Annotated in this window: 12 protein-coding genes; all 12 read left to right on the forward strand. The window is 36.6% G+C overall.

What is annotated here, in order from left to right; translation table 11 throughout:
- Positions 1–14: 14 nt before the first annotated feature.
- The 12 genes from trmFO (at position 15) to fliI (ending at position 12,122) form a co-directional block, all read left to right on the forward strand.
- Positions 15–1,322 (forward strand): FADH(2)-oxidizing methylenetetrahydrofolate--tRNA-(uracil(54)-C(5))-methyltransferase TrmFO, encoded by a 1,308-nt coding sequence (trmFO, locus tag JM172_RS12440; protein WP_214482672.1) that lies wholly within the window; start codon positions 15–17, stop codon positions 1,320–1,322.
- Between the two features lie 66 nt (positions 1,323–1,388).
- On the forward strand, positions 1,389–2,291 hold the full coding sequence (xerC, locus tag JM172_RS12445; RefSeq protein ID WP_214482782.1) for a tyrosine recombinase XerC: 903 nt from the start codon (positions 1,389–1,391) through the stop codon (positions 2,289–2,291).
- Between the two features lie 26 nt (positions 2,292–2,317).
- Positions 2,318–2,860, forward strand: a complete 543-nt coding sequence (hslV, locus tag JM172_RS12450; protein ID WP_214482673.1) for an ATP-dependent protease subunit HslV — start codon at positions 2,318–2,320, stop codon at positions 2,858–2,860.
- 20 nt (positions 2,861–2,880) lie between these two features.
- Positions 2,881–4,278: an ATP-dependent protease ATPase subunit HslU gene (hslU, locus tag JM172_RS12455; RefSeq protein WP_214482674.1), complete on the forward strand. Its 1,398-nt coding sequence runs from the start codon at positions 2,881–2,883 to the stop codon at positions 4,276–4,278.
- Between the two features lie 140 nt (positions 4,279–4,418).
- Positions 4,419–5,198: a GTP-sensing pleiotropic transcriptional regulator CodY gene (codY, locus tag JM172_RS12460; RefSeq protein ID WP_214482675.1), complete on the forward strand. Its 780-nt coding sequence runs from the start codon at positions 4,419–4,421 to the stop codon at positions 5,196–5,198.
- A 974-nt stretch (positions 5,199–6,172) separates the two neighbouring features.
- Positions 6,173–6,568: a flagellar basal body rod protein FlgB gene (flgB, locus tag JM172_RS12465; RefSeq protein ID WP_214482676.1), complete on the forward strand. Its 396-nt coding sequence runs from the start codon at positions 6,173–6,175 to the stop codon at positions 6,566–6,568.
- Between the two features lie 3 nt (positions 6,569–6,571).
- Complete coding sequence (flgC, locus tag JM172_RS12470) at positions 6,572–7,021, forward strand: flagellar basal body rod protein FlgC (protein WP_214482677.1); 450 nt, start codon at positions 6,572–6,574, stop codon at positions 7,019–7,021.
- A gap of 10 nt (positions 7,022–7,031) precedes the next feature.
- Complete coding sequence (gene fliE, locus JM172_RS12475) at positions 7,032–7,334, forward strand: flagellar hook-basal body complex protein FliE (protein ID WP_214482678.1); 303 nt, start codon at positions 7,032–7,034, stop codon at positions 7,332–7,334.
- A gap of 111 nt (positions 7,335–7,445) precedes the next feature.
- Positions 7,446–9,017 (forward strand): flagellar basal-body MS-ring/collar protein FliF, encoded by a 1,572-nt coding sequence (gene fliF, locus JM172_RS12480; RefSeq protein ID WP_214482679.1) that lies wholly within the window; start codon positions 7,446–7,448, stop codon positions 9,015–9,017.
- 11 nt (positions 9,018–9,028) lie between these two features.
- A complete protein-coding gene (fliG, locus tag JM172_RS12485) occupies positions 9,029–10,048 on the forward strand; it encodes a flagellar motor switch protein FliG (RefSeq protein WP_214482680.1) in 1,020 nt (339 codons plus the stop codon).
- Positions 10,041–10,799: a flagellar assembly protein FliH gene (gene fliH, locus JM172_RS12490; RefSeq protein WP_214482681.1), complete on the forward strand. Its 759-nt coding sequence runs from the start codon at positions 10,041–10,043 to the stop codon at positions 10,797–10,799. The genes fliG and fliH overlap by 8 nt, the downstream gene beginning before the upstream one ends.
- 6 nt (positions 10,800–10,805) lie before the next feature.
- On the forward strand, positions 10,806–12,122 hold the full coding sequence (gene fliI, locus JM172_RS12495) for a flagellar protein export ATPase FliI (RefSeq protein ID WP_214482682.1): 1,317 nt from the start codon (positions 10,806–10,808) through the stop codon (positions 12,120–12,122).
- The last annotated feature ends 5 nt before the right edge of the window (positions 12,123–12,127 follow it).

Genomic DNA, 12,127 nt, shown 5'->3' on the forward strand with positions numbered 1-12,127 from the left:
ATGGAGGAAAAAGAATGACTACAAAAGCTATAAACGTAATTGGTGCAGGACTTGCTGGAAGTGAAGCTGCTTGGCAAATTGCTAAGCGTGGTTTTCAGGTGAATTTATATGAGATGAGGCCTGTTAAACAAACTCCTGCACACCATACAGATAAATTTGCTGAACTAGTTTGTAGTAACTCTCTGAGAGGAAACAGCTTAACAAACGCTGTAGGCGTACTTAAAGAAGAGATGCGTATGTTAGATTCAGTTATAATTAAAGCAGCGGACGAATGTGCTGTGCCAGCAGGTGGAGCGTTAGCTGTTGACCGCCACGAATTTGCGGGCAAAGTCACAGATTATGTGAAAAATCATCCGAATGTTACAGTGTTTAACGAGGAAATTACTGACATAGATGATACCCCTACAGTTATCGCAACAGGACCTTTGACATCAAAGGCATTGTCGAACAACATAAAAGAGCTAACGGGTCAGGATTATTTTTATTTTTATGATGCAGCTGCACCGATTATTGACAAAGAAAGTATAAATATGGACAAGGCTTATTTAAAATCTCGCTATGATAAAGGTGAGGCTGCTTATATTAACTGTCCTATGAACGAAGAGGAATTTAATACATTTTACGAGGCATTAATCAATGCAGAAGTAGTTCCACTAAAAGAATTTGAAAAGGAAATTTATTTTGAGGGCTGTATGCCAATTGAGGTTATGGCACAACGTGGTCACAAAACAATGCTTTTTGGCCCGTTAAAGCCTGTTGGTTTAGAAGATCCGCGTACCGGAAAAAGACCGCATGCTGTTGTTCAGCTTAGACAAGATGATGCAGCAGGAACGTTATATAATATAGTGGGCTTTCAAACGCATTTAAAGTGGGGAGCACAAAAAGAAGTGTTACGACTTATTCCTGGTTTAGAAAATGCTGAGATCGTTCGGTATGGGGTGATGCACCGAAACACATTTATTAACTCACCTCACTTACTTAAGCCAACATATCAATTCCATAATAAGCCGAATTTGTTTTTTGCAGGACAAATGACAGGGGTAGAAGGGTATGTTGAATCTGCTGCTTCAGGTTTGGTAGCTGGAATTAATGCATCCAGATCAGTGGACGGAAAGAGCTTGTTAGTATTCCCAGAAGAAACAGCGATAGGAAGTATGGCTAAGTATATTACAACGACAAACGAAAAAAACTTCCAACCAATGAATGCGAATTTTGGTTTGTTTCCTGACCTAGGTGTAAGGATAAAGAATAAAAAAGAACGCTATGAAAGCTATGCAAATCGCGCGTTAGAAACAATTCAGAATTTTATAAAAAATGTATAGAAATTGTTTGCAAGGGGCTACTAAAGTATGTTACTATTTAGTAGCCCTTGCGAGGTGTATGGTGAATTGAAAAATGTGAACAAACAATTACAATTATTTATTGAATATTTACAAATTGAAAAAAACTATTCAGAATATACCATAATGCATTATAAAAATGATATCTTGCATTTTCTTCAGTTTATGAATCAACAGGCGATTGATAAGCTTTTGGATGTTTCATATGCTGATGTTCGTATCTATTTGACTGAACTTCATAGCAAGAAATATGCAAGAAAGTCTATAGCAAGAAAAGTTTCGTGCCTGCGTAGCTTTTTCGCCTTTTTGTTAAGAGAAGAATTAGTGAACGAAAATCCCTTTTCCATCGTTTCTTTACCGAAGCAGGAACAAAGGATACCACAATTTTTATATGAAGAAGAGCTAAAACAATTATTTGCTGTCAGTGATATTTCAACGCCTTTAGGGCTGCGTAATCAAGCAATACTAGAATTGTTGTATGCTACTGGTATTCGTGTTAGTGAGTGCTGTAATATTCAAATACAAGACTTGGATTTTTCAATTGGTACAGTATTAGTTACTGGAAAAGGAAATAAACAACGATACGTGCCATTTGGTAGCTTTGCTCATGAATCAATAGAAAAATACATTTCTGAAGGTAGGCAAATCTTGCAGGATAAGTCGCAAGTAAAAACAGGACATCTGTTTTTAAATTACAGAGGTGAGCCTTTAACTGCAAGAGGAGTTCGTGTCATACTCGATAAGATGATAAAGCAGGCTTCCATAACTATACATATAAGTCCACACGTTCTTAGGCATACATTCGCCACACATTTATTAAATGAAGGTGCGGATATGCGATCTGTTCAAGAACTTTTAGGGCATGAGCATTTGTCATCAACACAAATATATACGCATGTAACTAAAGATCATTTGCGTAATATTTACATGAAGCACCATCCAAGAGCCTGAGTGAGTGTAAAAAAGGAGGATATGTCATGTCAACGTTTCATGCTACAACAATTTTTGCTATTCACCACAATGGGCAATGTGCGATGGCAGGTGATGGTCAAGTGACTTTCGGTAATGCCGTTGTAATGAAACACACTGCCAAAAAGGTTCGAAAACTATTTCAAGGAAAAGTTATAGCAGGCTTTGCTGGCTCTGTTGCAGATGCCTTTACGCTGTTTGAGCTATTCGAAGGAAAGCTTGAAGAGTATAATGGAAATATTAAAAGGGCAGCGGTTGAACTCGCGAAAAAGTGGAGGTCAGATAAAGTTCTCCATAAATTAGAAGCGATGCTAATTGTAATGGATAAAACGCATTTGTTACTTATTTCGGGCACCGGTGAAGTGATCGAACCTGATGATGGAATTTTAGCTATTGGGTCAGGTGGTAATTATGCATTATCTGCAGGCAGAGCACTTAAAAATTATGCCGGAGATAATTTATCAGCTGAAGAAATCGCCAAAGCTGCTTTAGAAATTGCTGGTGAAATTTGTGTGTATACAAATGATCAGATTATCGTTGAACAACTTTGAGCAATGAAGGAGGGTTTTTAATGAGAAAGAATCTCACTCCGAGACAAATTGTAGAGCAGTTAGATAAGTTTATTATAGGTCAAAGTGATGCAAAAAAAGCTGTTGCTGTTGCTTTAAGAAATCGTTTCCGTCGAAGTCTTCTCGATGAGAAGCTTAGAGATGAAGTTGTACCGAAAAACATCTTAATGATAGGACCCACTGGCGTTGGTAAGACTGAAATTGCTAGACGTTTAGCTAAGCTTGTTGGAGCTCCATTTGTTAAAGTAGAAGCGACTAAGTTTACTGAAGTAGGTTATGTTGGTCGTGACGTTGAATCTATGGTCAGAGACCTTGTGGAGACGTCAGTCCGTCTTGTTAAAGAGGAAAAAATGTTAGCAGTGAAGGAAAGAGCGGAAGAAAACGCCAACAAACGTCTTGTTGAGCTGCTAGCTCCAGGGAAATCTAAACAAACAAATTATAAAAATCCATTTGAGATGTTATTTGGAGGTCAATCTTCCCAAAGTGACAATGAGGAACAAGCTGACGAGGTTTCAGTAAAAGAAAAACGCAAGCAAATTGCCCATAAGCTTGCATTAGGAGAGCTTGAAGATTATTATGTGACTGTTGAAGTAGAGGAACAGCAACCGTCAATGTTCGACATGCTTCAAGGCTCAGGTATGGAACAAATGGGCATGAACATGCAGGATGCTTTGAGTGGGCTGATGCCAAAGAAACGGAAAAAGCGCAAATTAACTGTACGTGAAGCTCGCAAAGTATTAACACATGAAGAGGCCCATAAGCTTATTGATATGGATGAAGTAACACAAGAAGCCGTTCAAAAGGCAGAGCAAACAGGAATTATATTTATTGATGAGATTGATAAAATCGCAAGTAAAAGTCAACAATCATCGTCTGGTGACGTATCTCGTGAAGGTGTGCAGCGAGACATTTTACCAATTGTTGAAGGTTCAACCGTCGTTACAAAATATGGATCGGTAAAAACAGACCATATATTATTTATATCAGCTGGAGCATTCCACATCGCTAAACCGTCGGATTTAATTCCAGAGTTACAGGGGAGATTTCCGATTCGTGTAGAATTAACGAAGTTGACGATTGAAGACTTTGTTAAAATTTTAACAGAGCCAAATAATGCCTTATTGAAACAATATTCAGCATTATTAGGCACAGAAGGTATACAACTTGAATTTTCTGACGATGCTATTCGTAAGCTTGCTGAAATCGCATTTGACGTAAATCAAAACACTGACAATATAGGAGCACGAAGACTTCATACAATCTTAGAGCGACTTCTTGAAGAATTATCTTTTGAAGCTCCTGATATTACGATGGAGAGCATTACGATAACACAACAATATGTTGAAGAAAAACTGAGCATGATAGCAAAAGATAAAGACTTAAGTCAATTTATATTATAACTAGGTGTTCTAACGGAGGATGAAAAGATCGGATTAGAACAGAAAATTCTACTATGATCTTCTTAGTATTATCGTTCTGCACCCGACTTTTTACATAACCTCTGAAGTTGATGAATGCAAAGTACAGGAGGAAGAAAGAAATGAATTTGTTAGAAAAAACGAGAAAAATTAATGCTATGCTCCAAAGAGCGGCTGGAAAACCAGTAAATTTTAAAGAAATGTCTGATACGCTACGTGATGTAATTGAATGTAATATTTTTATTTTAAGTCGCCGTGGTAAACTACTTGGCTTTTCAATTAATCGATTAATAGAAAATGAGCGCATGAAGAAAATGCTAGAAGATCGCCAATTTCCAGAAGAGTATACGAATAACTTATTCAATATTACTGAAACATCTTCTAATTTAGATGTACAAAGTGAATATACAGCCTTCCCTGTAGAAAATAGAGAATTATTTAAATCTGGGCTAACTACGGTCGTGCCAATTAATGGTGGTGGAGAACGTCTTGGAACATTGATTTTGGCTCGCGTTGAAGCAGAGTTCCATGATGATGATCTCATTCTTGCTGAGTACGGAGCAACTGTTGTAGGAATGGAGATTTTACGTGAGAAAGCTGAAGAAATTGAAGTAGAAGCTAGAAGTAAAGCTGTCGTACAAATGGCTATCAGCTCACTTTCTTATAGTGAATTGGAAGCGATTGAGCATATCTTTGAAGAGTTAAATGGCAACGAGGGTCTATTAGTCGCTAGTAAAATCGCTGACAGAGTAGGGATTACCCGATCTGTTATTGTAAATGCATTGAGAAAATTAGAAAGCGCTGGTGTAATAGAGTCTCGTTCACTAGGAATGAAAGGTACGTATATTAAGGTGTTAAATGATAAGTTTTTAGTAGAGCTAGAAAAGCTTAAATCTAATTAATTTCATTGGAGAAGGCTGTACGTTAACTAGTTAACAAATAAAACAGCTAAAGAAAAATTACCTATTTTTCTTTAGCTGTTTTTGTGTTATTTAGGAGAGTAAGGAAGTACACTTGAATTTCTTGTCATGATGCGTAGGATCACAATAGTAACTAAAGGCTATTTTCGCATTGATTATTGTTCATCTTACTAATAAACGCAATACCACTATAGTTTTGCAGCATCTTTTTTTAAAAATAATGAAAATAATCACATAAGAGTTCTTTTTCTATAGGTATAAATAACAACTAAGAAGTTAGCATGTCATAGTTTCCTCTTACAATATATTAATTATCTTATTGATAGCTTAATGGTGATAATACGACAAGTGCCATTTCTGAAAATTATTCTATTGCTTTTTCTGTGCTGCTACTTTTCGTTCATTCGTTGTAGCGGTGTCCTGTAAATCTTTTCATCCTACCTATCCTATCCCAATTAATCTTCCCCTTAAATATCTTCGAACTGTTTCACTAAGTGGATTTTTTCAAGCCTTGCACTCATTCAATAATAAGTCCTTTTATCATTACTATGAGTTCAGATTAACGTTGTTATCTCTTGCACAAAGATCAAATGATACACTAGCTATTTATAATAAAACCTCCTGAATATGTATCCGCACTTCATAAACATAACGTAGAGTATGTATGACATTTTCAAGAAATTTTATACTTATAATGAAATTAGGTGGAATAAAGGGTAAATTTACCCAGTTTTAAAACGACAAAAAATAGTATATTCGACTTTTATCGCCATTTTTATGGGGGTAATTTGTCGTTTTTTTAGACATTCCGTATAGACATGCAATACAAAGCTGTTATAATGAAATCATGTTATTTATTTGGTAATTTATCCTACAAATTTTAAATAGGATTTTCCAGATTAACCAATAAACTATGTGCGTTACTACATTATTCAACACAGAATAGAGGGGTTAAAATGAAGCTATTTTCTAATACGGTTAATGCTTTAGAGTCGGGGTTGAATTATTCATCTTTAAAAGAAAAAGCAATTTCAACTAATATTGCTAACGTTGACACTCCGTATTATAAAGCTAAATCTGTTAGTTTTAAACTGAATCTAGAAAATGCGATGGAGGAGTTTCAAGGCAACGCAACAAATGCTAGACACTTTAATATCTCCTCGTCTTCTGGACAACATCCAATGTCAGTTTCAAGCCGGGGTGATTTAATCTTTAACCACAATGAGAATAACGTAGATATAGACAAAGAAATGACCCTGTTAGCTGAAAATCAAATCTATTTTTATGCTTTATCAGATTTAATTAACGGAAAGTTTGCATCATTAAAATCGGTTATAAAAGGGGGTAGGTAATACATGTCTATTTTTCAAAGTATGAATACAACTGCTTCAGCACTGACTGTACAACGGCTTAGGATGGATGTCATTTCATCGAATATGGCAAATGTAGATACGACACGCGGGAAATTAGTAGATGGTGAATGGCAACCCTATAAAAGAAAAATGGTTTATATAGAAGAAAATGGTGGTCAATTCTCATCATTTTTAAATAAGGCGATGAATAATGAAGATATTAGCAGTGGTGTAAAAGCTACAAAGATTATTGAAGACGAGACGCCGTTTCGATTGGTTTATGACCCTGAACATCCAGATGCAAATACTGAAGGCTATGTTGAGCTACCAAATGTTGACCCGTTGAAGGAAATGGTCGATTTAATGAGCGCAACTAGATCTTATGAAGCAAATGTTACTGTTATGAATGCTTCTAAAGGGATGCTAATGAAGGCATTAGAAATAGGAAAGTAGGTGAATAATAATGATTAGTGCAACCCCAATTGTAAGTACTGCTGTCACACCTGAACAAAACATGAAGACAACCATCACACCTGCTCAAGCACAACAAAACTTCTCTACTATGTTGAAAAGTGCTATTAATCGGGTAAATGATGCTCAAATTGCTTCAAATAATGCAATTGAAAGCCTTGTAAACGGTGAAAATGTTGATTTGCATACAGTAATGATTACAGCTGAAAAAGCGAGCATAACTTTACAAACGTCTCTCGAAATACGAAATAAAGCAGTAGAAGCATATCAGGAAATTATGCGAATGCAAGTGTAAAATACAAATACATAATATTCTTAACCGTTAAATGGATAGAAGACTGATGATGTAAAACAATAACGGTTATTTACTCAACCGAGAATTCGCTAGAATAACCGGAGGAAAATGATGAACGAGACAATGAATAAATATAAAGAGAAATTATCACAATTTTGGAATGCAAGATCAAAAACCCAAAAGGGTGGTATGATCGGAGCCATTGCTCTTTTTGGAATAGTAATTGTAATTATATTATTTTTAGCTAATAACACAAGTCTTCAACCGCTGTATGTAAACTTGTCACCACAAGAGACTGGGCAGATTAAAGCAACATTAGACTCTAGAGGGATAGAATCAACAGTTGCTGACAATGGAACATCAATATTGGTACCTACAGAGATTGTCGATACGCTAATGGTTGAATTAGCAGCAGAGGGAATCCCTGAAAGTGGCAGCTTTGACTATGGTGATTTCGGTAATAATTCAGGTTTAGGAACAACTGAAAACGAATTTAATATGTTGAAGCTAGATGCTACTCAAAATGAATTGGCAAGGTTAATTGAAGGCATCGATGGTGTAGATGACGCCAAAGTGATGATTAATCTTCCACAACCAACATTATTTGTGAATGAGGTTGGAGAGGAAGCATCTGCATCTATTGTACTACAAACAAAACTAGGATATAAGTTCGATCAGGAAAACGTGAGAGCGCTTTATCACTTAGTTTCAAAAAGTGTACCAAACCTTCCTACTGATAATATCGTCATAATGAACCAAAATTTTGAGTATTTTGACCTAAATAAAGAAAATAATTTTTCTGATGGTGCAATTATCGCTAATCAATTGGAGATTAAACGGGAAGTTGAGCGTGATATTCAACGGCAAGTTCAGCAAATGCTAGGCATGATGATGGGGCAAGATAAAGTAGTTGTTTCTGTGACAGCTGACCTAGACTTTACTAAAGAAAATCGGATAGAAAACAGGGTTGAAGCTACGACAGATGATAATGAAGGAATTGCAATCAGTGCAAAAACCATTAGAGAAACGTATTCTGGAGAAGGTGCTCAAGCTGGGGGGATACCGGCTGGTGATAATGACCTTACTACCTTACAAAGTTCAGCTAATAATGAGAATGCCGGTGAATATGAACGTATTGAAGAAACAATTAACAGTGAAGTAGACCGAATAACTAAAGAAATAGTTGAAAGTCCGTATAAGGTAAGAGATCTTGGTATTCAAGTAATGGTTGAGCCCCCAGTAGCTAGTGGTGATACTACTGCTGTGCCAAAAGATGACATTCAAGATATACTAAGCTCAATCGTACGTACTTCAATCGTATTAGATGACGGTGACAAATTGACAGTTGATGATGCGAAAGATAAAGTAGTCGTTCACATTGCTCAATTTAATGGTAAACCTGTATTTAGTGCGCCATCTAAACCGTTAATTCCGCCTTGGATTTACATCGTTGGAGCGATATTATTAGCAATCATTATCTTACTTGTCGCTTTATTACTATATAACAGATCACGAGCTACAGAGGAAATTGATATGACGGACCAATCAAAGATTTTCCTTCCAGATGTTAATGATGAGAAAGAAACTGAAACGAATGTGAGAAGAAAACAGTTAGAAAAGATGGCAAAAGACAAACCAGATGATTTTGCAAAGCTATTAAGATCTTGGTTAGCTGAAGATTAGGAGGAAAAAAGATGGCTAATAAAGAAGGAAAAACAATACTAACAGGAAAACAAAAGGCTGCCATTCTTTTAATCTCTCTTGGTCCAGATGTATCAGCATCTATTTACAAGCATTTATCAGAAGAAGAAATTGAGAGGCTAACATTAGAGATTTCTAATGTGAAAAAGGTCGATTCTAAAGCCAAAGAGAAAATTATGGAGGAATTTCATAACATCGCCCTTGCGCAAGATTATATAGCACAAGGGGGAATTGGCTATGCAAAGACAATCCTTGAGAAAGCATTAGGGAGTGAGCAAGCAGCGATTATTATTAATCGCTTAACATCCTCCTTACAAGTTAGACCTTTTGATTTTGTCAGGAAAGCCGATCCTAGTCAAATATTGAATTATATTCAGGAAGAGCATCCGCAAACAATTGCGTTAGTCTTATCCTACTTAGATCCTGCACAAGCAGGACTAATATTGTCAGAATTACCACAAGAGTTACAAACAGAGGTGGCAAGAAGAATTGCATTAATGGAAGGTACATCTCCTGAGATTATAAATGAAGTTGAACAAGTATTGGAAAGGAAGCTTTCGGCAACCGTTACACAAGACTATAATCAAACCGGTGGGATTGAGTCTGTAGTTGATGTATTGAATGGTGTTGATAGAAGCACTGAGAGAACGATACTTGATGCATTAGAAATACAGGACCCAGAGCTAGCAGAAGAAATTAAAAAGAGAATGTTTGTCTTTGAAGATATTGTTACTCTTGATAACCGTGCAATACAGAGAGTAATCAGAGAGGTTCAAAATGATGATCTCATTCTTGCTCTTAAAGTATCTAGTGAAGAGGTCAAAGACGTTGTATTTAGAAATATGTCTAAACGTATGGTTGAATCCTTTAAGGAAGATATGGAATATATGGGACCTGTTCGCTTACGTGATGTTGAGGAAGCCCAAACCAAAATTGTTGAAGTTATTCGTAGACTAGAAGAAACAGGAGAAATCATTGTGGCTCGTGGTGGAGGAGATGATATTATTGTCTAACGTCATAAAAGCACCATTTACTTCAGTCACTTCTAGAGACAAAAAGGTGATAGGACTCCAAACTTTTTCAAATGAAGGAGGAGCCGACAATGTTAGCAATGATTCGGAAAAACAGCTAGCTCAACACCTGATAACTGATGCGAAACAAGAAGCGAAAGAATTGCTGGAGAATGCCAATAAACAACTTAAGCAAGTAAATGAAGAAATTGAACAAACAAAACAAGCATGGCTAAAAGAAAAACAACAGCTAGAAGCTGAGGCGAAAGAGACTGGCTATAAGGCAGGTTTTCAGTCTGGTGAAGAAGCTGGCTACACCGAGTATAGTGAAAAATTGAGTGAAGCAAAACACATAGTCAGTTTAACAAAAAAAGATTACCATGAAATCTTGGATTCAGCTGAGGAAAAAATGCTGCTTATCGGCATAAAAGTAGCTGAACGGATCCTGGGAGAAACTCTAGACGGAGACGAAGGGCAATTCGTACATATTGTTAAGCGAGCCTTAAAAGAAGTAAAGGAACATACTGATATTAAAATATATGTTCACCCATCACAATATGACCTTGTTATAAGTCGCAAAAATGAGTTGCTCGATCTTTTAAACCATATGACTGAATTATATATCTACCCAGACGAGGATAGAAAAGAAACTGGCTGTATTATAGAATCATCATTTGGCAAAATTGATGCAAGTGTAGATAGCCAGTTAGAAGAAATAAAGGCTAAACTAATTGAACTTTTAGTAGAGGAATGATAGTAGTTGAAATTAGCTAGCTTAATGAATGACATCCATTCAATAGACACATATAAACGATATGGGAAAGTAACAAGAGTTGTAGGTTTAATGATCGAGTCTAAAGGTCCCGAAAGCTCAATAGGGGACGTATGTTACATATACGTTGATTCAAACAAGAACAATAAAATCATGGCAGAGGTTGTTGGGTTTCGGGATGAATTTGTAATACTAATGCCTTATATGGGTGTTAGTAGTATATCGTCAGGCAGTGTTGTAGAAACAACGAAAAATCCACTACAAATAAAAGTAGGTTCAGCATTAATAGGGAAGGTGCTAAATTCGTTAGGACATCCTTTAAATGGTGGGGAGCTACCAAAAGGATTAGCGACGGTTAAGACGGAAAAGGCTCCTCCAAACCCAATGGAGAGACCGCCTATTGACGAAGAAATAGAAGTCGGTGTTCGCATGATAGATGGCCTGTTAACAGTTGGGAAAGGGCAACGTGTTGGCATTTTCGCTGGATCAGGTGTTGGGAAAAGTACATTGATGGGCATGACTGCCCGATATACTAGCGCAGATTTAAACATCATCGCGTTGATTGGTGAACGTGGAAGAGAGGTTCGTGAATTCATCGAAAGAGATCTTGGAGAAGAGGGTCTAAAGCGATCAATCGTTATTGTAGCAACTTCCGATCAGCCTGCCTTAATGAGAATAAAAGGCGCTTATACAGCTACAACGATTGCCGAATATTTTCGAGATCAAGGGCTAAATGTTATGTTAATGATGGATTCAGTTACTAGAGTCGCGATGGCACAAAGAGAAGTTGGCTTAGCTACTGGTGAGCCACCAACGACTAAGGGGTATACCCCGTCCGTATTTGCAATACTTCCAAAGTTATTAGAGAGAACTGGTACAAATCAACTCGGTTCTATTACATCCTTTTATTCTGTATTAGTTGACGGAGATGATATGAACGAGCCAATTGCGGATGCGGTCAGAGGAATCTTGGATGGCCACTTCGTGTTAGATCGTAATCTTGCGAATAAAGGACAATTTCCTGCTATTAACTTATTAAAAAGCGTAAGTCGTGTGATGAACCAGATAGCACCAAACGAACAAATAGTAGCTGCAGAAAAATTTAGAGAACTTCTATCAACATATATGAATTCCGAAGATTTAATTAATATTGGAGCATATAAAAGGGGTTCATCAAAGAATATAGATGAAGCCATTCGTTTTTATCCGAAACTTGTTGATTACTTGAAGCAGAATACAAATGATAAGATTAATAGCAAGGATAGTGTATCGTCATTACTTCGTTTAATAGAGACAGGTGAATAAAAATA

Source organism: Bacillus sp. SM2101 (genome assembly GCF_018588585.1).
In the GTDB taxonomy this organism is placed as follows: domain Bacteria; phylum Bacillota; class Bacilli; order Bacillales; family SM2101; genus Nanhaiella; species Nanhaiella sioensis.

Coding starts and splice junctions, on each gene's coding strand:
- trmFO (WP_214482672.1), top strand. CDS start 15: ATGACTACAAAAGCTATAAACGTAATTGGTGCAGGACTTGCTGGAAGT.
- hslV (WP_214482673.1), top strand. CDS start 2,318: ATGTCAACGTTTCATGCTACAACAATTTTTGCTATTCACCACAATGGG.
- hslU (WP_214482674.1), top strand. CDS start 2,881: ATGAGAAAGAATCTCACTCCGAGACAAATTGTAGAGCAGTTAGATAAG.
- codY (WP_214482675.1), top strand. CDS start 4,419: ATGAATTTGTTAGAAAAAACGAGAAAAATTAATGCTATGCTCCAAAGA.
- flgB (WP_214482676.1), top strand. CDS start 6,173: ATGAAGCTATTTTCTAATACGGTTAATGCTTTAGAGTCGGGGTTGAAT.
- flgC (WP_214482677.1), top strand. CDS start 6,572: ATGTCTATTTTTCAAAGTATGAATACAACTGCTTCAGCACTGACTGTA.
- fliE (WP_214482678.1), top strand. CDS start 7,032: ATGATTAGTGCAACCCCAATTGTAAGTACTGCTGTCACACCTGAACAA.
- fliF (WP_214482679.1), top strand. CDS start 7,446: ATGAACGAGACAATGAATAAATATAAAGAGAAATTATCACAATTTTGG.
- fliG (WP_214482680.1), top strand. CDS start 9,029: ATGGCTAATAAAGAAGGAAAAACAATACTAACAGGAAAACAAAAGGCT.